This is a genomic window from Curtobacterium sp. Arg-1, assembly GCF_025643395.1.
Classification (GTDB): domain Bacteria; phylum Actinomycetota; class Actinomycetes; order Actinomycetales; family Microbacteriaceae; genus Curtobacterium; species Curtobacterium poinsettiae.
Map to the genome: position 1 here is coordinate 179,153 of NZ_CP095731.1, position 23,385 is coordinate 202,537.

Here is a 23,385-nt window from a genome sequence, read left to right on the forward strand (position 1 = left end):
ATGTCGATCCACACGCGCTGGGCTGAAGCGATCGTGGACGGCCGCAAGCAGGTTGAGTTCCGCAAGCGACGCCTAGCCGACGACATCCGCACAGTACTCATCTACGCGACCGCCCCGAGCAGCGAGGTGATCGGGCAGTTCACCGTCAGTAACATGGTCACCGACACCCCCGCTCGCATCTGGGAACAGTTCGGGCACCTCGGCGTGATCGAAAAAGAGGCGTTCTTCGCCTACTACGGCAACGCGCCGACGGCAGTCGCCATCGTGGTGGCCTCGGCTGAACGCTTCGCCACCCCACTCACTCTTGGCGAGTTTGAGCCCAGGCCTGCCGTGCCACAGTCCTTCGCCTATCTGCCCGCCGACGCGCGTGGGCTCGCAATGACGGGCTGAGCAGGCGGTGCAGCCCATTAGACGCTGACGGGCCCACGATGCTCTCAATGTTGAACGGCGGCAGGTCTGGATGCCGAGTTCTCAACGGCGAGAGTCAGGCGCTCGCCCTAGACGGCCCTGTCGGTCCAGCTGGAGCTACAAGCCCGGAAGTCGGGCAGGCTGGCCGGCACACGCTCCGCGAGTAGGTGTGGAACCAGATCCGCGTTCTCGTTTGGGCGGGCAAACGCGCACAGTGCTGTATGAGAGGGCGCCGATATACGTGTGGAGCTCAATCGGATGAACGCGGCGGAATGGCGTCGGCTGTGATGAGTGCTGCTTTTACGCCATGGTGCGAAGCCCGCAGCACCATGCTCCGGTCCATGGACACAATGACCGTCCGCGCTGTGTACGTGTGGAGTTCCATGGCCCGGTCGATGATGTCCCGGTCGACCGCCGGGAGGGGGACTCGTTCGTTGTCATCGACCCAGATCCGGATTGTCGTACCGTCCGCCTTCGTCGCGAATGGTGCCGATTGCGCTCCTGCCGGCAGGACATCGGCGAGCCATTTCAGTGCGTAGGCGGCGTTTGAACGCACTTCGCTTGCGCGGTGGAACTTCAGGCGGTCGAGTTCCTCCACGACTTGGATCGGTATGACGAACGCTGTGTTCCGCGTCGTGGTGCGCAGCAGCGAGTCCCAGTCGATGCCAGCAAGTCGCGGCCCGGCATGCATGAGGAGGTTGGTGTCGATGAGCACCGCGGTCGTTTCGAAGCCCCACTCCCTTCGGAGTTCCCGAAGTTCCTGCTGAGCTCCAGCGATCCGGTCCAGCCGCTCCTGAATCTCGTTGTCGATGAGTGCGGCAAGCGCAGCACCATCGGACGTCGGCGCCAACGAGTGCAGCATCGCGTACTGCTCACCGAGCACAAGGTCGCGAACGGATCGTTCCCGGAACAGCGCGCGGGCACGCAGCGCCGCGCGAGGACTCCACGTCCTCCAAGCGGTGAGCCGTTCAACAGCTTCCGTGCGTGAGCGCATATCGGTGAGCTGTCCTGCAAAGTCAGCGAGCAGCGTGCCCGCGTCTCGGATGGTGCTCACCGGAAGAAGTTTGACCACGGCCGACACGGTACCGCAGGGCTTGTCACCGATTCGCGTGCTGAGGAGGCGGCACGGCTGGCGCCGTCGTGCCGCGCACCCGTGACTCGTCGGTCCAGCGCCGGGAGTCAACGATCGACGGTACGCGCCGACGGTGACAGTCTTGGGCTCGCCCTACAAAGGCGCTTTCGCCACGCGCTCGACGCCCCTGCACGCGTCAGCGCACCAACGTTGCCCTCTGCCCGTTCAATGCCTCAGTCGGCCGCCCCCTGCGCGAAGCAGGAGCCACGCTGCCTTTCGGCAGCGCGGCGCCCGCTTCGCATCCGGTCGCCCGCGTCGTGGCGCAGGTCCTACCGGAGGAACCAGAGGCTGAGCGCGAAGACGCTCATCCCTTCTTCCGTTCCCCATGCCTGGCCGGCAGCCGCGGCAACACCGGCAGCGATGACTAGGCCGACCACCGTGGAGGGGCGGATCGGTTGCCGGCTCTCGGGCGGCGAGGGAGGGCTGTTTACACTCAAGACGTATCTCCGTTCATTGTGAGGGCGAGATGCGAACCAGGGCCCCCGCTGCTGACACAGCGGGGGTTTCCGCATCTGGTCCCATGGTCACCGGCACCGCCGACACGACGGACCGGCTTGCGCAACACTTAGGATTGGCGTCGTGAGTAGGGGTCTTGGGCGGGTGGAGCGAGCGCTGCTCGACGACCTGCATGAGGACCCGCCGTCGGCCCGCCTCGTATGGCGGAACGTGGAGGACGTGGCCATCGCTTCGACGGAGCAGTGGGACGGTGTCAGTGCCGCAACCGCTGTCGCCTGGCGGCGCGCAGCGCTGTCGCTGGCGAGGAAAGGGCTTGTGGACGTCGCCTACCAGCCGATGCAGGGTGCGCGGCGGATGGCCGCCGTTAGGCTGCCGGCACCTATTCGAGCCGACACCGATGCGCTCGCGATCGCTGCTGTGCGTGGTGCGGTCACGAACCTCATGGCGTTCCAGCATCTGCCGGCGTTCACGCACGGCATGGTCTTCGCGTTCTCCCGGTGGCAAGGCCACGTATCTGGGCGCTTCACCGTAACCGGTCCCGAACCGCCCCAAGCGAACATGCTTGCCGCCGCTACCGGTCACCACCGCCGTTACAAGAATGCCCAACGACTCGGAGCTGCCGCCCGCAGCCTAGTCCGACTCAGCAACTGGGATGCGGCGGGCGAGACCCTGTCCCTGCAGCTCGACTGGGTGCCGGCGTTCCTCGATGCGGCTGCTGCTGAGGACAGCAGCAGCGCCCTCGAGCAGCTTGAGGTCGAAGTTGCCAATCGCGCGGAAGCGTGGTTCTGGGGCGAGCTCTCCGCCGTGTACCGTGAGGAACAGATTGCGGCGCTCCCGAGCTATCAGACGCTCGGCAAGCGCGGAAAACCACCCGAGACGCTGCGCAACGTTGTCCGCGCCGCGCTTTTCGACGGTGATAACAACGACATCCCTCTCGGGTATCACGACGCCCGAGCGAACCTGCCGTCCACCTGGCGACCTGTCTCGGACACGTTCATTCGACAACGATGACGGTGGCGGCGGTCGATCATGAGGGCCGGACCTCCGGCGGGGACCAGTATGGATGCGCGCACTGGCCCGGCCTGTCGAGGACGAACGCGACGCTTTGCTCCGCGCGAGTGACACCGACATAGAGTTTTGCGGCGGTGAGAGGCTCAAGCGGTTCCCCCTTCTGCAACAGCTTGCGCATCTTTTCTGTCGGGAAGATCAACACCCGCTGCCTGGTCAGGCCCTTCGCGGTCCCGAAGGTGAGGAACTCAAGGTGGTCGTGCGCCTTCGCTGCTCTGGCGTCCCAGCGCAGCGGCTGGGGTGCGAACTCCTCCACGTACGCATCGACATCTTCGGTACGGATGAGGAACAAGCCGTCATGGCCCGTGCCTAGTGAGTTCCGCGACACCGTCGGTTCGAAGCCCCATGTGGGTGCGAACAGGTCGTCGGCGAACGCGGCGACGTCGGGGTGGCAGCGCCATGTTTCGCGACGCTGCGTGATGCGCAACTGGTCCTTGCGTTCCTGCTCCTGGAACCAGTGCCACACTCTCATGTTTCTGAACTGCTTGTGTTTGCGTTCTTCTGGACTGGTGGAGAGGATCGCCTGACGGACATCACCGACCATCGTCAAGGGCACGGCGGATCCGAGCAGGAGCTGCAGCACCTCAAGGTCGTACCCGCCAAGATCCTGCACCTCGTCGATGAACATGCGGTCGTACAACTGCTCCAGGCGGCGCAGCGGCAGTTCACCCGCGCGGTGCACGAGTAGTGTGGCCAGGTTCGCCAGGTGCACGCGACGAGCCAGACCGGTGGACGTGAAGTACCGGCGGCGTTCCTCCACACCGACGTACTGCTGGTACGCACTTTCGTTGTCCATGCCTGCCACGCGCTGACCGGGGAACATGAACGGCAAGTACGGGCGGACGATGTTGTGCAGCAGGAACGTGAACCAGCCAACGACGTCCACGGTCGCAGCGGGACAGGCTGCGGCAAGCCGACGTCGCAGCTCCAACTGGTTGTTCACCGTGTAGGTGACCACGAGAATGCGGGCGTTGGCGGGCGCGGCGACACAGGCGTCGATGATGCTTTGCGTCTTCCGCGATCCGGCGACGGCGAGGACGAGCTCACCGCTCATGGATAAACTCCATCGCCTTGCTGAAGTACGACGGCGCCGTCAATGGTGTCGCCGAGTCTGCGATTCGCAACGCCGCTTCCGTTTTGTTGTTGCCCATCCACTTTAGGATGTCGACGTTCGGTGCACGGTCGAGGACCGTTCGGACGGTGTCGACAGGGTTCACCTGAAGGATCTGCGGTTCCAGCGTGGTCCCGTGTCCGACCGTGCCGAACAGCAGCTGCCGATCGTCAGTAATCAGGTCGCCCAGATCTGCGACGACAGCGTCCAGGTCAGGCTGCTCGCGGCCGTCGTTGTCGCTGAGGATTACGCACCGTTTCCCAGCGAGAGCCGCGAGCTGCAGGAACCGCTTCTGCGACAAGCCTCGCATCGAGAACACGTCGATGCCGTCGACGATGGGGCGGTGACCGTACTTGTCGCAGTAGAACCGTTCAAACAGCAACTCATCGGAAGGGCCCTCCACGAGCACGAGCCGGTCCGCCAGAACGAGCCGGAGCGTGTCGAAGCCCGGCAGTTTCCGGAAGTAGCCGACAGTGTCCGCCGGCAACGCGGTGAATGGTTGCACGGTGCCGTCGGACACCAGCCGTAGCCGATCGAGTCCCAACCGGTTCAACACGAACGAACTGTGGGTGGTAATGAACACCTGCTGCTCAGGATGGGCGAGCGCTTCCACGCGGTCTAGCAGTACGTTCAGATTCGAGTGCGACAGGTGGTTTTCGGGCTCTTCAATCATTACCGCGCCGGCAGCGTCCGTGTGTCGGCGCATCGCCAGAACGGTCTTCGCCACCGCTTGCTGCCCCTGACCAGCCAGCACGAAGGGCACGTCTTCCACGTGAGGGATGACGCTGTTATCCCAGGACGTCCGGGAGGAGTGATCCATCGCCAACGACACCCTGCCGCCGTCGAGAAGCTCATCCCCGCTGGCGAGCTTGGTGTTCACTCCCGTGAGATGTTGCGCGGCAAGGGTCTCCTTCACCTGCTGAAACGCTGCGGAGACAGTGGTCTGCTCCTCGGCGGTGAGGTGCTCACCGATGACTTGCCGCAGGTGGTAATCCATCCCGGCGCCGGAGCGCACCGTCCGGGAGTCGATCATCGCCAGACGCAGCGCTCGTGGCCGCTGCGTCAGCGGAACGTTCTGAAAGGAGCTCCACTCCACCGTGTAGTAGTCCGTCGGCAGCAGGGCCGTCTGCGGGTCTGTGACGTACGCCTCGAACTCCTCCTTGTACTCATCGTTCAACTTGATGATGAGGCGCACACCCGGCGCGTGCCCGGTGGGCTGGAGCAGGTCGTCCGCTCCGACCAGTTCGGTGAACTCCGGTCCCGGCCGCAATGTCACCTCGATGCTGATCGTCGGCGGCACAGGGTTCGCTCCCGCAGCACGTGCCGCGAAGAACGCTGCGACATTGTCACGGTTGAACCAGTACGGGTGCAGCTCCTCGCCCGCTGGGCGGCCGTTGATCCGGCCGGTGACGGCCAAGGTGATGGCTTCGAGCATGGTCGATTTCCCGGATTGGTTGTTGCCCACCAACACGTTGAATTCCGGGTGCGGTCGAAAGTCCAGGTCGCGGAACTTTCGGTAGCCGCGGATTCGTACGCGTTCGATCATGCTGTAACTCCGGTCGGGGCGCGTTCCACGGGTGTCAGACGCGTCACCAGCAGCCTTGCATGAGCAGCCGACATCATTCGGCAACGGCGCGACGGCGATGCATCTGCTGCACGTCCGCACTCGAGATACGCGACGCAGCAGATGCGGAGCACGAATGCGGGCGCACTATCCGTAGACGAGCGCTTGCTGGACGCTGCGATGTGTCGGCAACCAGATGTTCGGTCCGGAGGTCGCGCCGCATCCGACGTTCGTCCGATGCCACAGGGGACCGAGCTTGCCCGGCATAAGGACACCACCCTCGCAACGGACCTCGCGATCTACTTCTGCGACCCCACAAGCCCTGGCAGCGCGGCTCGAACAAGAACACCAACGGCCTGCTCCGGCAGTACTTTCCCAAGTCCACCGACCTGGCGGTCCTCAGCCTGGAACGGCTCCTCGAAGTCGCTGCCGAACTCAACGGAAATTGCTCTCGCGACGGCTGTCACCGTACTGGCGCTCCTCCCTTGAGTCGGAGCCGCCGCAAGTCGAACCAGCGTCGTCGTGGCCGCCTCGTTCCTGACACCGGCAATCCCAGCGATAGGTGCATCAGTCGGGCTCGTCATCGTCCGTCGGTCTTCACGACGTCGGAGCGACCAGCCCCTTCTACCTACGTCTGAGACCGGAACATCCTCGTGAACGATTGGACGATCGGCTACCGGACTTCTCCCAACTCGGCTCACCCGGGTGGCTCCGTCCCGGTCCAGCTCACTCTCACCGTGATGATTCGGCGGCCCTGGCTCTTGTCGATCGCTGAACGGGAGGGCTGCGACCTCTCGGATTGAGTCCACTCCTCCGCCGTCCGCGAGGGGGTGCGCCCGTTCGGGGGTCGCGCGAGGGGTCTCCTCCTTCATATCGTCGGCACATGAGCAAATCTCTCGATGACTTCCAGGTCTCCCTTCAGCACACCGACAACTTGATGGCGGGCACGAAAACTGGCCGGGGAAAGCCGACTAGACAGGAAGCCTCGATGTTCGTCGCTTCAGTCGCACTCACTTACGCCGCGTGGGAAGCGTACGTGGAGGACGTTGCGATCGAGGCGACCGAATTCCTCGCCAATCACACCGCCGTGGACCGGGTGCCGGAGACTGCGCGTATGGCCATCGAGGACGGGAAGCCCACTGCTTGGCAGCTGACTGTTCACCCTGGTTGGCGGGCGCTATGGGTCGGAGGCGTGAGGGCCCTCGCGAAAGGTGACGCGGACACAGGCCGCTTCGGCATGAACACTGCACGCGTCAAGCAGATCACGACGCTGTTTCTACCTGTCGGGCTCGACTTCATCAGCGCCATTGAGAAAGCCGATCGCAGTGCCCTGGAGAAGCTGGTGAGCGCTCGAGGTTCAGTTGTGCACTCGGCAAGCGCGCCGGACAGTTTCAATAAGGGAGCAGCGAAGGGCTACCGAGACCTGGTGGCGCGCATGGCCAGCGCAGCGGACGAGCACCTTCGGCAGCAGGTTGAGCAACTTACGGCCGCTTCGCCCTGGCCGAAGCCGTAGCGAGTTGAAGCACGACCCGGGAGCGCGCTGGGGCCGACCTTTTGCGACAACTCCGTGGGCCTGATCTTGAGAACGACACGCGAGACTACGTCTCATCAATCGGTCCTTGAACGAACGCGCCAGCGTGGCCTGCTCTCATCGCTACTTCTCCCGTCTCAAACGACTAGTCCGTTGATGTTCTCGGTGAAGGCCCGGTATGCGAGCGTCGGTGCCGGCTCCTGCTGTCGCGGTCACGGGTCGTCGTCGTTTGGATCGTCCGGTGCCCGGCTCGCCGTTCTCGCTCGGGGAGGATGCTCGCGGCGTGGAGGTGCGCGAGCTTCCGGAGCCATTGCCGGTGCACGCGTGGTTCCAACTGCCCGACCGGCTGATCCGTCGAAGTGACGCCCAGGCGTATCGCCTCACCAGAGACGCAGTTTGGGTGGAAGCAGGCCGCGGCGAGACCAAGCTGGCTGCTTGGGGTTGGCGCAGTTCGGTAAAGGACCGGAGGAGGTTCAGTGAACCGTCGACCTAGCCTGCCGGTTCTGGTCAGCTGGGCAGATTGTGGCGGAGGTCGTAGCCGGTGTCAGCGAGGAACTGCAACCGGTCGCGTACTTCTTGCAGCGATGCCGCGTCGTCGGCGTTGCGCAGGTCGGCGCGGAGGAGCGTGTTGGCGGTGATGATGTCGTCGGTGCGGTCCGTGTAGCCGGCGGCCGCTGCGGTGAGGAAGATCGTTGGGTCGGCTGGCCGGATGAGTTCGGTGCCGGCGAAGCCGATCGTGTCGGGTTCGAAGCCGAGCGCTGCCATGTCGACCTGCTGCTCGGTGAACGCGACGAGCCGGTATGGCAGCTCGCGTTTGCTGATGGCGGGGTAGCCGGGGCGGTCGGAGATGGCGCGCCCGGAGATGCGGCAGCCGGCTTCGATGAGCCGTTCCGCTTGCTCGATGAGCGGCAGCTCGGACGTCCACCGTGTCCTGACGCCGCCTGGTCCGGGGTAGCAGGCGATGGCAAAGTCCACGAGCCCTCCGACCTTTCGTGACTCCCAGCCGATTTGGGTGCGGTGCACGCGTTTGCCGAGGCGTGCGAGCCCGTCGTCCACCTGCCCGGGAGTCAGCCCTGCCCGCACCAGCCGGTCGAAGGTGGCGCCGTTGACGGCGAGCAGCCGTGCGATGGCGAAGGTGACGTAGATGGGTGCGGCGTCCTTCCACCGTTCCTTTGTCCCGAGGGTTTGTCTGCCGTCGATCCAGACGCGGCGCCGGTCCACGTCGACCAGCAGCACCGTCGCCGTCTGCTCCGCGAGCGCGATCTGCGTCGCAGTGATGGTTCGTGGCGCCAGGAGGAGCAGTTCCGCATCAGTCGGGTCGTCGTCGCGGGGTCGCGGGGTCGCGGGGTGAGGGTCGGGAAGCGTGCGCGGCGTCCGTCCGCGAGGCGGATCGTGTCGTGCGTCTCCACGACCGCGCGAAGCCCGGCGAGTTTCAGGACGGCGAGGGTGTTGGTGAGGTCGGTGGTGTCGCCGAGCCCGTACGGCATCGTGATCTGCGGTCGGCCGCTGTATGCAGCGTTGACCCATTCGAGCCCAGGCCCCATCAGCTGCGCTCTCCCGGGGTGTCGGGTCGGGTGAGGGCGATGAGCCAGCGGGTCTCTTCGAGGAACGGTTCCCACCCTTCGCGGGGGTCGCCGCGGGCTGGTTCGCAGATGTTGCCGGTGTCGGTGCTGCGGACGATGACCTGCCGCAGCTCGGTGCTGGGTGGGTCGCGGAAGAACACGTGCCCGTGCACGCCGGTGGCGTCGTAGGCGACGTTGAGGAGGAACAGGTCGGGCCGGCGGCTCATGGTCGCCACCGTCGTCCGCGGAACAGGGCGATGATCGTCGTCAGCGGCCGTCCTTCCCGCATCCAGTCGAGTGGTGTCAGGATCCGGTCGTCGACGGTGAGGAACTCGAGGGGTGTGGTCATGAACTCGGTCATTGCTGCCGCGTCGAGGAGCGGTTGCGGTGCTGCGGCGTAGAGGACGTCGAGGCCTGGCAGGAGTGACGCCGGGTCGCCGAACTCGGGGAGTGCGGGCTTGACGAGTTGCCAGTCGGGGATGCGTTCTTCGCCGTCGAGGTCGAAGCTCGTCAGCCGGTTCGATTCGAACAGCTCGCCGACCTCGTCGATGCTGATCTGCAGGGCCGCAGCGACTTCTACTTCGGTGAGGGTGGTGTTGAGGAGGTGCCGGCGGATCCGGGCCTGTGTGGCCTGCCACCAGTCCTCAGGGACGTCCGCCGGACCGACGGCACTGTGTTCGGGTTGGCGGGGGATCTGTCGGCCTTCGTCGGCGTAGGCGCTGAGCTGTTCGCGGGTGACCTCTCCGCGGGCGTACATCCACAGCTGGGACTGCCAGGGCATGTCGTCCGGGAACCCTTCCAAGTAGCCCGAGTGGATGACCGCCCGGACGGCTTTCTCCCGCTTCGCGATTTCTGAGGCGGGGATGAGGAGGGTCTGCACGATGCGGTTCGCTTCCCGCACCGCCGGCACGGTCAGGTCCGACAGGACCGTGTTGGTCTTGTCGTATAGCTCGTAGCCGGGTTCGACGTCGATGGGGCGGACGAGAATCTGCGCCAGGTGCGCGTCCGGGTTCTCCGTGTCCTCGAGGAGCACATGCCCCCAGAGGATCCGGTCGTTCGACAGGTGCATGGACACCAGACGCATCATCAGCAACTACCTCCAAAGAGTCAGGCGTGAGCAGGGCAGGTCAGAGCTGCGGGAAGTCAGCGGGGGTTCGACCGATGCGGTCGGGTGTGTAGCGGAGGAGGAACCGCATGATGCGGTCCGCCTCGACGATTGCCGGCGCCGCCGGGTCCTGACTGTCCGGGTCGACGATGGTGAGGCGGAACCACGGCGGTTCGTCGGTGTGGTCGATGAGGACCACGGCCGGCTTGCCCTCCGAGTGGTCGGGGTCGATGAACATGACGGAGCCGAAGAACCGGGTGTCGTCGTACGCCAACGTCAGCGACAGCAATTGCAAGGTCATCAGCCCACCCCACCCGCACCGCTGCCGTTCTTGGGGTGCCAGCGGAGGTCGTGGGCGAGGTCGGACCGGAAGTGCAGCAGCTGTCGCAGCCCGTTCACCGCGTCCGTATTCGCGCCCACCCAGCTGTCTGCGTAGAGGACGTGCGCGGTGAGGAAGTCGTCCGTGCAGCACCCCTCCGCGCTGGTGAGGATGGTGGTGTCCTGTGGGATGACGACCGACACCGTCGCCTCATTCACGGTGGCGGGCTCGTAGCCGAGCGCGGCCATGTCGGGGTGCTGGGCGAAGAACGCCGTCAGCCGGTTCGGTGGGACGATGACGCCGGACTGGTGCGCCGCCCACCGGTCCGACATCACCCCACCCAGCGCAATCAGCTGGTCAGCCTCCGCGTCGATGGTGGTGTCGCGGCGCCAGCAGGTCCGGATTCCGCCGTAACCCGGGTACGCCGCCAAGGCCCAGTCGCATAGGGTGGCCTGGTCGGCTGCTTCCCATCCAATCGGCGTGTGCAAGACATTCGCCCCGAGCGCGGGCATCGCGGCGCGCACGTCGTCGAGTGAGATGCCGATGCGGTCCGCGATTGACTGGGAACCACCGCCGTGGAGGGCGATGGTGCGGGCGATGGCGAACACGGTCCGCCAGCCCGGGGTCGCGTCCCGCTCCATTGACGACCCGTGCACCTGCCGACCGTCGGCCCAGACTCGTTGCCGTTTCCCGTTCACGACCACCAGGTCCGGGTACCGGCGGGCGAGCGAGAGGACGCCGCCTTCCGACCCGCCGGGGATGACGATGAGGTCCTCGGTCCGTTCGGCCGGTGTGCCGTCGTCGTTGATCGTTGCGGTCGGGTTCGGTGTCGACAGGAACCCGGACCGACCGTCCTCAAACCGGAGACGGTCGAACGCCTCCACATGGGCCGGCATCCCCGCAGCCTCGAGGGCGACCAACGTCTGCGTGATGTCGATCGTCCATCCGACCCCGAACGGCAACGACAGGATCGTCTGCTGGTCCCGAATGTCTTGCACCCACTGCCGATCACTCATCAGCGCCGCCCCCGCCCGGCCGTGACGGCCGAGGCGCATCGCGGCCAGCGAGCCGCGGGTCGTCATCGGAGAGCCGTTCGAGCCCGAGGCCGGACGCGTCGAGGATGGCGTTCTCGGACTCCTCGGTGGCGACGAACGACCCGATCTGCGCGTTGACCGCAACAAGAGTCCCTATCCGACTCCGCGCATCCAACACCACGGCGGCGACTTCTTCCCCAGTGCAATCGGAGGTCAGCTCCGGCTTCGACGGATGCAGGGCCGGGAACTCGAGCTGTTGCACCGGCGGATGCCACTTCACCCCGACGCGCAACACACGGCCGTCGGTGTCGTTGCGGTAGAACATCGACCCAAACGGATGACCCATGTCGAGGGTGAGGTCCGCACCGTAGAGCGTCCAGCCGGCTGCAGCGTGGGCCCGGTCCCACCGCGCAACCGGGAGGGCCCCCATACCCATGCGCAGGTTAGGAATGATGGCCTGGTCCTCTTGGAGGTCTGCGTACAGTTCCTGCAGATCGGGAAGGGGCTGGTCGCGGACGGCTGAGAGGGGGATGCGGGCGATTCGTAGTCTTAAGACCTGCTGCGCAGCTTGCGGCACTCGCTCCGGGCCTTCCCCGGTACTGGTGTGCTGCGTCATGTCGGAACCTCCGAGGCTTCCAATCATCCGCGAATGCGCGGATACGTTGCGGTGATAGTAACTACCACTCTACGCGCCTGTCCAGTGTTGTGCGAAGGTTCACTTCGAGCTCGAGCTCGAGCTCGAGCTCGTGCTCGGGCTCCGGACTGCAGTCGTCCTGCAACGTGGTCACGGCTAGCTCCGCAGGCGCCCGACGCAAGTCGTGCACCACCCTCGTCAGGAGGCGTCCCGGGGGAAGTGAACGCAAGCGCAGCTCTCAAATGGCTCTTGGTTCCGAGAATTTTTCTCGTGAAAGCCCTTCTCGCAGCCTGGTTCGCCTCCATGGCATAGGCAGCCGCCGTGATACGGGCGCCCTAAGCGCTCGGTTTGCCGACTACCCGAGAGCGCTGCGTTTCCCGATTGCCGCAGCTCATCCGGCCTCTCGGCGCTGCAGTGCCGCAATGGAGCGCCTGCAGCAACTCGCGATCGGCCTACGGCTGAAACGCGATCGGCTACTCCTCGATGAATTGGTCGAAGCGATCTGCTGCTTCCTGGTGCGGAATGTCGAGAAGAATTGACAAGGTGCGCGCGACGCTCTTAGTGCGGTCGTCCGACGGCGCCAGGTTCTGCTCACTACGGCTTGTTTCAATCTCTTGCCATATCGACCCCGGAATCTGACGCTCTGCTTCGTCGAGCCGCCTCTCGAGATCGTCGAGGAGCGCTTCGGCGATTCCAATCGCTTCTGCTTTGGTTCTGACGTCAGGCAAGAGGGCAAACCTGCTCTCCGGAGGAAGGATGCCCGCCAACGCGCCTTCTACCAGCGCCCAACATGTCTGAAGGGTGTTCGAGGCGCTGTAGCCGAGGGTGGGCCCCTCTGGCCGCAACCCAGTCTCTTCTCTCAGGCTCTTCGGGATTGTCCAGTAGCGTCGATTACCGGCGGCAATGCGCTCTGGCAGCGCTAGCAGCCGCCGCCGTTCGAGAGCTGTTTGGGCCTCGTGCTTGAAGTCCGCCACGGCCGCAAGCCAGACGTTGCTCTTGACTGCTGCCTCCGTCGCCCCCGATTGGAAGCCTGACTCAGACAAGATGAGTCCGCGGTCCGCGCCGATGTCCTCAACGATGGTTCGCAGCGCGAGCACATGCAGCTTCGAGACACGGGTCTTCCATAACTTGCACTCCACGACCCACAGCAGGTCGAGCCCAACGTGGCGATAGGTGGCAACTACGTCGATGTCATGTGACGTACGGACCCCCTCAACCTTCTTGTCGGTTTCGGCGGTGAATCCCAGATCGCGGAAGACGTCGGCAACGGACTCTTGGTAGTTCTTCCAAGCGGGCACACTACTGATTCTGCACCGCGGACGCGGACGCGGACGCGGACGCGGACGTGGACGTAGATGCGGACAGGAGACGACGCTGGACCCGGAGAGAGGCACCCTAGGCAGGTCACTCCTCGCATGTTGCTTGGTCTCATCAGGGAAAAGCGCCCGCCAGGGGAAAATGCGCCGACGCCCAGGGGGCACACGTTCAGGCGGCGCGCTGCGAGGCGCGTAAACACGGCGATCCGCAGGCTCTGCAAGTCGCCCGCCAGCCAACGCGAAGAGCCCCAGATCCCCGTCACGACGGGCATCTGGGGCTCTTTCGCTTCGCCCCGGGGGCTTTGCCGGTAACCAGGCGATAACGGAGCTTCTCGTGGCAGGTGTGAGCCACCGCAACCTCAGGGCGTCCCCAAAGCTCTACTGTTCCCGTGCCGAGCCGTCTATCTGGTTCGTCGCCCTCGTGCCGGGTATGCCCCGGTCCATGAATGAGTGTGCGTCATCTATGCTCGCATGGGCAAGGTCGGCCGCTGGCGTCGACAGTGGGGGCGTTCTTGATCTACCGCCTGTGGCGACGACCGCGTGTGCTGGATGCGAGAGTGACGAAAACTCTTCGGCACTGAAACGTTTGTCTAGCTGCTAGCGAGTCGTCGCGGCGGCAATGCTAAATCGTTCCGCGAGGAATTGTGGTTCGTGATAGGCATGAGGAACGCATTTTTATGTCTTAATTCTGGGAGGGGAAGCGGTTTGATAACAAAGCGGCGCACTAAGGGGTTCTGGAAGACGGGAGCGTCAAGCAAGGAGGCCATCTCTGACCGTTTGGTTGAACTACTTCCCGCAGATGGCACTCCTCGAACCAACCGAGAACTCCGAGAGGCCCTCGGCCTGTCTGACTCCGAGTACTGGGCGGCTCGTAATTCTTTGCTTGAGCAGGGCGTTGTCACAAAGCTCTCCGGGAGGGGTGGGCGTACGGCACTCGTTCCGCGGGAGCAAGATTCCCGGCCGGTCGAAGGGAGGCAGTGGCTCCGTGGTACGGCATTCGTGCTGCTCATCTTGGCGGCGGTGGTTCTGGCTATTGCCGCCTGGTACCTTCTGTTTCAGCGCGCGAACACCAACTGGCTGTGGAATGGCTTGGGATTGGTGTTTGGTGCAGCAACGGTCGCGGCGGCGGGCGTTGCGTTGCTCATTTTTGTAGTACAAGAAGAAACCGCTCGTTTGGAAGGCGGCAACCAGGCGACGCTGTTGCGTAAGCTGAGTTTGCTCACTCAGCGGTCGGTCGACTATTCATCGACGGTGGCCGCGGGCTTCGACGAGCTCAAGACTACGATGAACGAGGCAGTACGGGCCGATCTGGCGTCTCCAGAGTTACCTACAGCGGAAGACGCTTCGGGCCAAGCGGGTGCACCCGAGGGGGACGAACCGGCCGAGGGTATAAAACTCTCATTGCTTGAAACTGAGGATGGTCGATATTACCGTCCAGGCGACGTTCCATTGTTTGTCATTTCGGACCTCGTGCGTTGGTGGCAGCAAGGCGGGCAAGTGGGGCGGTGGACGGTCTCAAGGCTGTCGGGTGGGTTCCGAGCTTGGAACAAGTCTCGAACTACGCAAGGTGTTCCTTGGGTTCTGACGTTCCAAGATGAAAAGGGCGTATCGAGAAGCTTCCGTTTATCGTATAGCGGCGCAAAGAAGGGGAAGCCACGCGTTAGCGAGCTCTCTGAAAAGGGTGGTTGGAACTCTCCTCCCGATGGTATTTGATCGGAGCAGTTGAAGGCGTGCTGTCCCTGGGTCTTAATATACGGATTCTCCTACCCGGGCCTACGCCGAGAAGTTGTGATAAGTGCCATTACCGTTGGTGTGAGTCGCACTACTTGAAGTGACCTGATACTGAGTATGCCTGCGGATGCAGGCAGCCGCTGAGGCAGTCGATCTCTGCGAGAATCTCGCCATGACAGATCCTCGGCAGTCGGGCCGGTGTCGGTTACTGCAGCGGCGAGGTCCTTGCGTATTGCCTGTAGGTAGACGGCATCGGGTGGGAGGGCCTCGTAGCGGGACTTCTTACGCGGACGCCTTAACGTCCAATCGGCTTCGAGCGCTTCGATGCGTAGCGGTGTGGCTTCCTCTCCGTCTACGGGTTGGCGTTCACCGCCGTCGTGCTGCTCTGACGGAGGGGTGCGCGTGAACGGAACTGCTCGAGCGCGGTGCCGATGGCAGCGCTGTCCGTCGTGTGCGTCTGCCCGTCGGGCTTGGGCGGCGCGGGCCGCGGGTACGTCACGACTGCGGCGTCGCCGCGCAGCGCAGTGCGTGCCGTCACCTGTGATCGCCCTGAACTCCCGATGAGCGGCCGGGAGGGTCCTGGGCTGTCTTCGTCATCGACGGCGAGCGGGCACACATCATCGAACCTCGTCGAGCGCGCCCCCTTCAAGCGATAGCGTTCGATCCGAGCGGCTTCCTGGACGACGGCTCCGTCGCCCAGTGGCATCGGGCTGCTGCGCCTCTGCCCGCGGATGAGGGCAGGTGCCAGAGCGCCGGCAAGAGGCGCATCGGCCATGCTGAGAGACCTGACAGCAGCCGCCTAAGGCACAGATCGTTCTGTACACGATGCTACGGTTGCGTTTGCGAGCCGTTCACCTTCTGTTCATGTCGTGGCAACCGGCTCGTCTCGGGGGAGGCGCAGTGGTGCGACCGATCTCTCGACGCTGCGAGAGGAAAGGGGACCTCATGCGAGAGGTAGATCTGGTCGGGGTCGGTTTCGGGCCGTCGAACATCTCAGTGGCGATTGCGGGGCTTGAGCTGCAGCCCGGACTCCGGGTGGAGTTTCACGATGCGAAGTCGTCGTTCGCTTGGCATCCGGACCTGATGTTCCCCGAGGCGGAGATGCAGGTGTCCTTCCTCAAGGACCTCGTCTCCATGCGCAATCCCCGTAGTGCCTTCTCGTTCCTTGAGTACCTGCGGGCGAAGGGGCGCCTGCCTGACTTCATCAACCTGCGCACCTTCTACCCGTCCCGCACGGAGTTCAACGACTATTACGCGTGGGTCGCCGACCAGTTCAGCGACCGTGTGCGGTGGGGAAGCCGGGTCGTGGGCATCGTCGCAGCGGCAGGCGGCCGCTTGGACGTCACGACTCGAGACGAGACAACGGGGCTCGAGCAGACGGTCCGGACGAAGAACCTGGTGGTGGCAGACGGAGGAACGCCCTACCTGCCCGAGGGCACGGCCACCGGCGACCGGCTGTTCCACGCGTCGGAGAGCAAACGACGACTGGAACAACAGTTCCCGGACCGACTCGCGCCCTACCGCTTCAACATCGTCGGCGCGGGGCAGACCACCGCTGACCTTTTCGTCTTCCTCAGCAGTCAGTACCCGGAAGCATCGATTACGGTGTCCCTCCGCGGATTCGCAATGCGGCCCGAAGACGACACCCATTTCGTCAATGAGCTGTTCTCCCCCGAGATGCCGGACTGGTTCTACTCGACTTCCGCGGAAGCGCGGGCGCTGGTGCTGCGGGACTACGCGTCAGCCGCCCACTCGGGTGCCAGTTACGACCTCATTCCGCGGATCTACCGAACCCGGTACGAAGCACGGGTCGTCGGGAGCGACCGTTACCGCTTCGACCGCCTCGTCCAGTACGTCGGTGGAGCCTCCACGCCTGAACATGCTGAGGTCCGCTACCGTTCGGTCGAAGACGGGGCGGAGCGTTCGGAGCGTTACGACGCGGTCATCCTCGCGACGGGCTATCGGTACCCGACGCCCCTCCCACTGCTGCAGGGTGCTGCCGACCTGTTTGAAACCGACGACGCCGGTCGGTACCAGCTGAACCGGGACTACAGCGTGCAGACCACCGATCTCAACGGCCCGAAGGTCTTCCTCCAGGGCTACGCCGAAGCAACTCACGGCTTCAGCGAGGTTCTCTTGAGCCTCATGCCTCACCGTGCGGCCGAGATCATCGAGAGCGCCACAGAGGCGTCCGCGTCCCTCGGACTGCCTGAGCCGGTGGCCTGAGGTGGAGAAGGATCAGACGTGGGAACTGGTCTTGGCTGCCGTGGTGGTGGACGAGACCAGAGACGTCGTCACCGAAGCCGGCCGATCAACTGAGACCTGGGCTAGCGCGATCGCCGTCGAACTCGGCGCACTCGGCGTCGAGGTCGCGGTCGCCTCGACGCGAGACCTCCCGGGGAGTGCACAGGTCTCGGTCGCCCGCATGCCGGAAGGAACCGTCTGGGAACACTCGGAGGTCGAAGGGCGTGAGGGGTCCGTGAGTCATCGGGGTGTGCTGATCGCGCCCGATCGTTCACTGGTGGGCCGGTGGTCTTGGTCTGCCCGCGTTCCTGACGTCGAGGTGGTGACCACCGTCCAAGACGCGTTGCTCGCGCACTGGGCGGCCGGCTGCGGACTCGGCATTGCCTGCGTTTCGGACCGGTACCGTCCCGGTGCGGATTCGGCCCTCATCGCCAGGGTCGAAACCGACGGAGGGGCATTCGTCGCGAAGGTCGGCCCGACCGACATCGTCTCTTCCGAGGTCGCCTTCATGAGCCGTGTGGGGGACGAGCTCGGAAAGGGCCCCTCGCTGTTTCCGACCATTGCAGGCATGATCGTGGACCCGCCGGTAGCGGTGGTCTTCATGGACGCCGCTCGCCCAGCAACACTCGACGAGGCGCTGTTCGCAGACGACGACCGCACCGAACTGAACGCCGAGAGCGACACGATCATCGCCCCCTTCATCGAGGCACTCGCATCGCTGCACGAAACGACGGACGCTCCTGGTGAGCCCTTCGTCGCCAAGTACGTGTACCAGGAGCGGTTCGAGACGATCCCACAGCATCCCGGATTCGAGCAGGCCGCTCGGCGAGCGTTCCCCGAGACCAACCTCGACACGCTGCTGGCGAATCCGTGGATCGGTCCGGACGGCGAACGTCTCCGAGGCCTCCACGAATTGGTGCCGATGCTGCGCCGAACTGCGGCCATCATGCCCGTACGGAACAGCATCGTGCACGGTGACCCGCACCTGAAGAATCTGCTTCAGAATGAGAGTGGTGAACCCGTGTTCATCGACCCGCGGACAGTTTGGGACGGCAATCGCCGACCTGATGAAGGGCGCGGCGATCCTGCGTACGACTTCGCGACCTTGTTCCACAGCGTCTGGCCGATGAGCGCAGTACTTCGAGCGGTCGAGACCGGCTCGGATCGGACACCGTTCCACGCATTCGATGTCCAAGACGGAACGGTGCGTTTCCAGGGGGCCCCGCCTGACTCGGAACGGATCTCTGCGCTTGAGGATCGCCTCGTGAAACGCATCGCGTCGATCGGGGAAGTGGACCTCGATGTCGCGAGAGCTCGGCTCTTGATCGGCGCCGCCAACGCGTTGATTGGGTGGCTTCGGTACCCCGAAGCACTACCGAGTCGAAACAGCTGGGGAAGCACGATGGTCGGGACGCTCTGGTTCCTGGAACGCGGCCTGGGCGCTCTGGATCGAAACACATCCAATAAGGAGTCCGTCCATGCATGAGCGTGAACCCGGCGCCGGCGCCGGCGTCATCGTCCTCATCAACACCGGAAAGGTCGAGGCCCTTAGCCGCTTGACGGAGCACGTCCCAGCAGGTTCGGTGCATGTCATCACTGAGGTGGCGTACCGCGACCTGTACCCCGGATCGACCCCACTGCACTTCGTTCACGACGTCGGCGACGCGGCCGCCGTCCTGCAGATAGTCCTCGAACTGGCTGCTGAACACGGCGTCCGGGCTGTCGTGTCGCCATCGGAACGGAGCATGCCGGCTGGCGGCTTCGTCCGGAGCATCCTCTCCCTCCCCGGCGTGCCATTCGAGACCGCGAACCTGCTGACCAACAAGGTCGCCATGAAACAACGCCTGCTCGCTGCCGGCGTCCCGGTCGCCCCGTTCCGCGGCGCTGTCGGTGCCGAGCAGTTACGTGCGGCAGCCCAGGAGCTCGGGTTCCCGGTGATCGTGAAACCCGCCTTCGGAACCGGTTCGATGAACACACACGTGCTCGAGTCCGAAGCGGACCTCGACGCACTGCTGGACGCAGAGTCGGCCGGGGTGTTGGTGGATCCTCCCAAGCTCCTCGCCGTGGAGGCCTTCCTGCCCGTCCGGCAAGAGATCACCTGCGACGGCGTGATCATCGACGGCGAGGTCCGCTTCGCGATCGCTTCGCAGTACCACGCACCACTTATCGGGGGTATCGGAACGATGGTGGGTGCCTCGACCATCAGTTCCACTGACCGCCGCTCCGGCGAGGTCCGAGCACTCCACGAGCGGGTGGTGAGCGTTCTCGGTGTGCGAGACGCTGTCACACACATGGAGGCGTTGGTGACCGACGACGGAATTCTCCTCGGGGAGATCGCCTGCCGCCCCGGGGGTGCAGGCGTGGTCGACAGCGCGCGACTCTCGACTGGGGTCGACCTGTGGGAAGCTTTCATGCTGCTGTCACTCGGACGCCCGGTCTCCTTCACGGCTGACGGGTCCCACCCGGCGATGTTGATGTGGACGAGCCTCCCGACGGAGCCCGGGAGGGTTGTTGCACTGTCCACAGCCGAGGACTTCGCGAACATCGACGGCGTTCGACTCGTGGACATGCACGCCTCTGTCGGAGACACGATCAGTTCGCGCATGCACAGCTCGTCGACAACCGGGATCGTGTTTCTCGACGTCCCGGACACATCGGCGGCGACCGTGAACGACCGGATCCGACAAGTCCGGGCGGCGTACCGCCTAGAAGTTGAACGAATCCCGGACCGGAAGCCTGCGGAGGCCCTCGTATGACCAGTCGTGACGATGTCATCGGCCGGCGGCTACCCACCCAGTCATTCGAGTCAACGTCCGGCGGTCTTCTCGACCTTGGATCGAATGAGGGCGCTCATCGTGTCGTCTTCGTCTATCCGAGGACCGGCGATCCTGCAGAATCGGACTCACCGGCGTGGGCTGCGATCCCGGGGGCGAAGGGGTGCACTGCCGAGGCATGCTCGTTCCGGGATCTCCGCGACGAGTTCGCTGGCATCGGGTGGGATGTGGTGGGGTGCTCCACCCAGACGACTGACTATCAGCTCGAGGCTGCATCCCGCCTGCATCTGCCGTACCCGTTGGTCAGTGACACGGGACTGGTGCTCCGCGACGCACTCGGACTTGCCACGTTCGAGTTCGAGGGTTCCGTGCTCTACCGGCGTGTGACGCTCTTGATCGTCAGTGGCGTCGTCGTCGACGTGCTAGTTGCCGATGACGATCCCTCGCACCACGTCGAAGACGTTCTCCGAGCCGTCCACCAAATGGGAGGAGCCGCGTGACGCGGGTTCTCGTCGTAGCTGGCACTCCAGCACTCGAGGCCCGGATCGCGGACCGCGGGTACGAGCTCGCCGTCGTGGCGGACGGCGAGAGGGAACACCTGGGGCAGGTCCTCGCCCGAATCGAGGCGGATGAGCACGATATCGTCGAGCGAGTTCGACGTTCCCATGATCAGGAGCCGTTTGCGGCGGTTCTCTCGCTCACCGAGACCGGGCTGGTCCTCGCAGCTCGGCTAGCGAGCGAGCTCGGAGTGATCGGTAACCCGCCGAGCGTCGGGACGACGCTCCGCGACAAGGCGGCGATGCGAGCGCGCTTGGCAGCTGACGGACGCTTCGCGGTGAGGAGTTGGAACGTCGACGGTCGAGCGGATCTCGAGGCTGCAGCGGACGAGGCCGGCTCGCCGCTCATCGTCAAACCCGTGAGCGGATCGGGGAGCGTCGGGATCCTGCGCCTGGAGAGTAACAACCACCTCGCGGAGGTCTGGGACCGGATGACGGACAACGGGGACGGCCCGTGGATCGTGGAGGAGTTCCTCGACGGTCCGGAGTTCAGCGTCGAAGGCTTCACCGTCGAGGGGACGCACCATGTCGTGGCCGTGACCGAGAAGCAGACCGACGCAGAAACGTTCGTCGAAGTCGCTCACGTCATCCCAGCCCGGATCACTGATGCCGATCGATCGCTGATGGTCGACTACGTCCGCGAGTTCTTGACGCTCGTTGGTTTCCAGACCGGGCCATCGCACACTGAAGTGAAACTCACCAACCGTGGCCCGCGGATCATCGAATCGCATGATCGAATCGGGGGCGACAAGATCCGTGACCTCGTTCGGATGTCCACAGGAGTCGATCTTCTCGAGCAGACGATCAACACAGCGCTGGGTGGGTCCCCCGACCTTCGGCCCAGCCGATCGTCAGCAGCTGCCGTCCGTTTCATTGTCGCGTCCGCTGGCAACGTGGCCGGGATCACGCTGCCCTCGACGCCCGCCGACGCGGAGATTGTCGTCACCGTCGCTGTGGGTGACCGCGTCCCACCTGTGCTCACGTCTGATTCTCGGGCGGGTCGTGTCGTCGTCGCGGCGGCGAGCGCGGATGAGGCCGCGGAGCGAGCAGAGCGGCTTGCCCGAGCTGTGCGCATCACGGTCGAGTGATGGGCGCACGGCCCCGCGCCACGGTCGACCGCGCGTTCGGGCATTTTGCCTGGAGCCAATCCGCTTCGCAGATGGCCGCTCGTGTGGGCGAGGCCGCGATGCCGCTGATCGCTCTCGCCATGCACATCCCGAACGCGCAGATCGGGCTCATCTCCTTCGCTCAATTCTTGCCGGTGATGCTCTTCACGTTGCTGTTCGGGGCCTGGATCGACGGCACATCGAAATCGACTCCGATGCTCGTCGGCCATGCGGGTCGGGCAATGGTGTTTGGGATCCTCGGCTGGCTTGCGGCGATCGACCAACTCGGATTGCCGGTGCTGCTCGCGGGTGTGTTCGTGGCGGGGACGTTCACCGCGGCGTTCGATGTCGCCGTTCAAGGGATCGTTCCGCAACTCGTTGCACCGAGCCGGCTGATCGCGGCGAACGGTCGCGTGCAACTCACGTACTCCGTAGCGCAGGTCGTGGGGCCGTCCCTGGCTGGCTTCCTCGTGGGGCTCAGCCAGCCGTTCGTCGCGCTTCTCGTGATCGCAGCCACGTACGCAATTGCCTGCGCCGTTTTCGCCCCGGCACGAGCCGCATCGCCCCGACCGGAACGGACCGGAGGCTCTCGGCCGAACGTCTTCGGACGTCTGTGGGAGGGAATCCGGTTCAGCTTCAGCGATCGGGTGCTCGTCCGTCTCCTCGCTGCGGGGACCGCATTCAACCTGCTCGAACAGGCGCTCATCACTACTTTCCTGGTGTACGGGAATCGTGAACTCGACCTCAGTGCGAGCATGTTGGGTTTGCTCCTTGCCTCATCTGGGGCGGGAGCTGTTCTCGCAGCAGCGATCATGCGCGGCCGTGGCCCGCGGCGCCCCACGGCGACGATGCTCGGGTGGATGGGTGCCGCCACCCTCGCACCCCTCCTGTTGATCACCGTCAGTGGGCACTCCGTCACGAGCGGATCAACCATCGTGGTTGTCTTCTTCACATACGGTGCCGGGCTCGTCGTCTACAACGTCATCGCGGTATCAGTGCGCCAGCACCGAGCGTCCGCCGACATGCGAAGCCGAGTCGGAGCCGTCTACCGCTTCTTCGCATACGGTGCGCTCGGCTTCGGCGGTCTGCTTTCGTCGGCCCTGATTGCCACTTGTGGGCCGCGTTGGGCGCTCATCACCATCGTCCTCGCGATGGCAGCAGGCACGATCATCTACGCAACACAGCTGTGGTCCGTCAGAAAGGACCTCGACAAGACGTTGAATCACATCGGTCCGCAGCTTCCTTGACCGGCCATCCGGTTGTCGTGCGCGAAGGTGCACCGACTGACCTCACCCTTGCCGCGATGAACACGAGAGCCGATGAACGTGAGAAGCAGCGCAGATTCAACCGCTCCGACCGCCACCGACTCCGTCCTCCAAGTCAGTCCCCATGTCGCCAGGTGGGGTTCGTCTGCGGTCAACCGACGCCGGCGCAACGCGTCACGCTCCTCGGCTGTCGGACCGCCGTGGCGCACAGGGATAGAGCCGTCACACAGCGGCCTACGCCGGTACCGATTGTCAAGGCGCGTGGCGTCGGTGTTCCGAGAGCTCGTGGAACTCGGTACCCGACGACGTAGCGCGCATGAACTCCGACCTCTGCGGAGCGGACAGCGTGATGCAGCACCATCGCGCGCGAGTCCGACAGCGCGGCGACCGATGCTGATCAGGACTGACCAGGGTTTCCTCTGAGGAGGGAAAATCGAGTCAGACCCAGGTGAAACCCAGCTGGCAGCG

21 protein-coding genes and 1 pseudogene are annotated in these 23,385 nt (G+C 64.6%); 11 read left to right on the forward strand and 11 right to left on the reverse strand.

The genetic code is table 11. From position 1 onward, the window contains the following. Positions 1 to 390 (forward strand): ASCH domain-containing protein, encoded by a 390-nt coding sequence (locus MXD64_RS00885; RefSeq protein ID WP_263136960.1) that lies wholly within the window; start codon positions 1 to 3, stop codon positions 388 to 390. A 268-nt stretch (positions 391 to 658) separates the two neighbouring features. Here the strand turns inward: MXD64_RS00885 and MXD64_RS00890 are convergent, their stop codons facing one another. Beyond that, positions 659 to 1,462, reverse strand: coding sequence for a PIN domain-containing protein (locus MXD64_RS00890; RefSeq protein ID WP_263136961.1), 804 nt, complete (start codon positions 1,460 to 1,462; stop codon positions 659 to 661). 657 nt (positions 1,463 to 2,119) lie between these two features. On the opposite strand from MXD64_RS00890, the gene MXD64_RS00895 reads away from it, so the two are divergent. Next, a complete protein-coding gene (locus MXD64_RS00895; protein WP_263136962.1) occupies positions 2,120 to 3,007 on the forward strand; it encodes a hypothetical protein in 888 nt (295 codons plus the stop codon). Between the two features lie 16 nt (positions 3,008 to 3,023). On the opposite strand, the gene MXD64_RS00900 is transcribed toward MXD64_RS00895, so the two are convergent. Both MXD64_RS00900 and MXD64_RS00905 read right to left on the reverse strand, forming a co-directional pair. After that, the gene (locus MXD64_RS00900; RefSeq protein WP_263136963.1) at positions 3,024 to 4,118 is read right to left on the reverse strand and encodes a UvrD-helicase domain-containing protein; all 1,095 of its coding nucleotides are present in this window, start codon (positions 4,116 to 4,118) and stop codon (positions 3,024 to 3,026) included. After that, on the reverse strand, positions 4,108 to 5,721 hold the full coding sequence (locus tag MXD64_RS00905) for an ATP-dependent nuclease (RefSeq protein WP_263136964.1): 1,614 nt from the start codon (positions 5,719 to 5,721) through the stop codon (positions 4,108 to 4,110). Before MXD64_RS00905 ends, MXD64_RS00900 begins: the two co-directional genes overlap by 11 nt. Positions 5,722 to 5,982: 261 nt before the next feature. On the opposite strand from MXD64_RS00905, the pseudogene MXD64_RS00910 reads away from it, so the two are divergent. Continuing rightward, positions 5,983 to 6,179, forward strand: a pseudogene (locus MXD64_RS00910) (IS30 family transposase); the annotation flags it as partial. 443 nt (positions 6,180 to 6,622) lie between these two features. Further along, on the forward strand, positions 6,623 to 7,252 hold the full coding sequence (locus MXD64_RS00915; protein WP_263136965.1) for a hypothetical protein: 630 nt from the start codon (positions 6,623 to 6,625) through the stop codon (positions 7,250 to 7,252). 525 nt (positions 7,253 to 7,777) lie between these two features. On the opposite strand, the gene MXD64_RS00920 is transcribed toward MXD64_RS00915, so the two are convergent. The 7 genes from MXD64_RS00920 to MXD64_RS00950 form a co-directional block, all read right to left on the reverse strand. Then, the gene (locus MXD64_RS00920) at positions 7,778 to 8,506 is read right to left on the reverse strand and encodes a hypothetical protein (RefSeq protein WP_263136966.1); all 729 of its coding nucleotides are present in this window, start codon (positions 8,504 to 8,506) and stop codon (positions 7,778 to 7,780) included. A 307-nt stretch (positions 8,507 to 8,813) separates the two neighbouring features. After that, complete coding sequence (locus MXD64_RS00925) at positions 8,814 to 9,059, reverse strand: hypothetical protein (RefSeq protein ID WP_263136967.1); 246 nt, start codon at positions 9,057 to 9,059, stop codon at positions 8,814 to 8,816. Next, positions 9,056 to 9,907, reverse strand: a complete 852-nt coding sequence (locus MXD64_RS00930; RefSeq protein WP_263136968.1) for an antitoxin VbhA family protein — start codon at positions 9,905 to 9,907, stop codon at positions 9,056 to 9,058. Before MXD64_RS00930 ends, MXD64_RS00925 begins: the two co-directional genes overlap by 4 nt. Before the next feature lie 52 nt (positions 9,908 to 9,959). Beyond that, positions 9,960 to 10,238, reverse strand: a complete 279-nt coding sequence (locus MXD64_RS00935; RefSeq protein ID WP_263136969.1) for a hypothetical protein — start codon at positions 10,236 to 10,238, stop codon at positions 9,960 to 9,962. Then, the gene (locus MXD64_RS00940; protein ID WP_263136970.1) at positions 10,238 to 11,254 is read right to left on the reverse strand and encodes a hypothetical protein; all 1,017 of its coding nucleotides are present in this window, start codon (positions 11,252 to 11,254) and stop codon (positions 10,238 to 10,240) included. The genes MXD64_RS00935 and MXD64_RS00940 overlap by 1 nt, the downstream gene beginning before the upstream one ends. 10 nt (positions 11,255 to 11,264) lie before the next feature. Next, entirely contained in the window at positions 11,265 to 11,906 is a 642-nt protein-coding gene (locus MXD64_RS00945; protein WP_263136971.1) for a hypothetical protein, read from the reverse strand. Between the two features lie 491 nt (positions 11,907 to 12,397). Beyond that, a complete protein-coding gene (locus MXD64_RS00950) occupies positions 12,398 to 13,222 on the reverse strand; it encodes a restriction endonuclease (protein ID WP_263136972.1) in 825 nt (274 codons plus the stop codon). 1,017 nt (positions 13,223 to 14,239) lie between these two features. On the opposite strand from MXD64_RS00950, the gene MXD64_RS00955 reads away from it, so the two are divergent. After that, positions 14,240 to 14,953 carry a hypothetical protein gene (locus tag MXD64_RS00955; RefSeq protein ID WP_156155258.1) on the forward strand — a complete coding sequence of 238 codons (714 nt, stop codon included), beginning with the start codon at positions 14,240 to 14,242 and terminating at the stop codon, positions 14,951 to 14,953. A gap of 370 nt (positions 14,954 to 15,323) precedes the next feature. Here the strand turns inward: MXD64_RS00955 and MXD64_RS00960 are convergent, their stop codons facing one another. Beyond that, positions 15,324 to 15,509 carry a hypothetical protein gene (locus MXD64_RS00960; RefSeq protein ID WP_262160745.1) on the reverse strand — a complete coding sequence of 62 codons (186 nt, stop codon included), beginning with the start codon at positions 15,507 to 15,509 and terminating at the stop codon, positions 15,324 to 15,326. Positions 15,510 to 15,916: 407 nt separating this feature from the next. On the opposite strand from MXD64_RS00960, the gene MXD64_RS00965 reads away from it, so the two are divergent. From MXD64_RS00965 to MXD64_RS00990, 6 genes are read left to right on the forward strand one after another with little or no spacing between them, the layout of a single operon-like run. After that, positions 15,917 to 17,197, forward strand: coding sequence for a SidA/IucD/PvdA family monooxygenase (locus MXD64_RS00965; RefSeq protein ID WP_042536945.1), 1,281 nt, complete (start codon positions 15,917 to 15,919; stop codon positions 17,195 to 17,197). 1 nt (position 17,198) lies between these two features. Continuing rightward, positions 17,199 to 18,701 (forward strand): aminoglycoside phosphotransferase family protein, encoded by a 1,503-nt coding sequence (locus MXD64_RS00970; protein ID WP_263136975.1) that lies wholly within the window; start codon positions 17,199 to 17,201, stop codon positions 18,699 to 18,701. Beyond that, on the forward strand, positions 18,694 to 19,971 hold the full coding sequence (locus MXD64_RS00975) for an ATP-grasp domain-containing protein (RefSeq protein ID WP_042536949.1): 1,278 nt from the start codon (positions 18,694 to 18,696) through the stop codon (positions 19,969 to 19,971). Before MXD64_RS00970 ends, MXD64_RS00975 begins: the two co-directional genes overlap by 8 nt. Continuing rightward, on the forward strand, positions 19,968 to 20,489 hold the full coding sequence (locus tag MXD64_RS00980; protein ID WP_262160743.1) for a peroxiredoxin: 522 nt from the start codon (positions 19,968 to 19,970) through the stop codon (positions 20,487 to 20,489). The genes MXD64_RS00975 and MXD64_RS00980 overlap by 4 nt, the downstream gene beginning before the upstream one ends. Then, positions 20,486 to 21,634 carry an ATP-grasp domain-containing protein gene (locus tag MXD64_RS00985; RefSeq protein WP_262160741.1) on the forward strand — a complete coding sequence of 383 codons (1,149 nt, stop codon included), beginning with the start codon at positions 20,486 to 20,488 and terminating at the stop codon, positions 21,632 to 21,634. The genes MXD64_RS00980 and MXD64_RS00985 overlap by 4 nt, the downstream gene beginning before the upstream one ends. Beyond that, complete coding sequence (locus tag MXD64_RS00990; protein ID WP_262118257.1) at positions 21,634 to 22,899, forward strand: MFS transporter; 1,266 nt, start codon at positions 21,634 to 21,636, stop codon at positions 22,897 to 22,899. The genes MXD64_RS00985 and MXD64_RS00990 overlap by 1 nt, the downstream gene beginning before the upstream one ends. Positions 22,900 to 23,385: the final 486 nt, after the last annotated feature.

Bases quoted from the DNA above. Each gene is read 5' to 3' on its own strand.
- MXD64_RS00885 (WP_263136960.1), top strand. From the start codon at position 1: ATGTCGATCCACACGCGCTGGGCTGAAGCGATCGTGGACGGCCGCAAG.
- MXD64_RS00905 (WP_263136964.1), bottom strand. From the start codon at position 5,721: ATGATCGAACGCGTACGAATCCGCGGCTACCGAAAGTTCCGCGACCTG.
- MXD64_RS00945 (WP_263136971.1), bottom strand. From the start codon at position 11,906: ATGACGCAGCACACCAGTACCGGGGAAGGCCCGGAGCGAGTGCCGCAA.
- MXD64_RS00935 (WP_263136969.1), bottom strand. From the start codon at position 10,238: ATGACCTTGCAATTGCTGTCGCTGACGTTGGCGTACGACGACACCCGG.
- MXD64_RS00900 (WP_263136963.1), bottom strand. From the start codon at position 4,118: ATGAGCGGTGAGCTCGTCCTCGCCGTCGCCGGATCGCGGAAGACGCAA.
- MXD64_RS00975 (WP_042536949.1), top strand. From the start codon at position 18,694: ATGCATGAGCGTGAACCCGGCGCCGGCGCCGGCGTCATCGTCCTCATC.
- MXD64_RS00925 (WP_263136967.1), bottom strand. From the start codon at position 9,059: ATGAGCCGCCGGCCCGACCTGTTCCTCCTCAACGTCGCCTACGACGCC.
- MXD64_RS00990 (WP_262118257.1), top strand. From the start codon at position 21,634: ATGGGCGCACGGCCCCGCGCCACGGTCGACCGCGCGTTCGGGCATTTT.
- MXD64_RS00965 (WP_042536945.1), top strand. From the start codon at position 15,917: ATGCGAGAGGTAGATCTGGTCGGGGTCGGTTTCGGGCCGTCGAACATC.
- MXD64_RS00980 (WP_262160743.1), top strand. From the start codon at position 19,968: ATGACCAGTCGTGACGATGTCATCGGCCGGCGGCTACCCACCCAGTCA.
- MXD64_RS00915 (WP_263136965.1), top strand. From the start codon at position 6,623: ATGAGCAAATCTCTCGATGACTTCCAGGTCTCCCTTCAGCACACCGAC.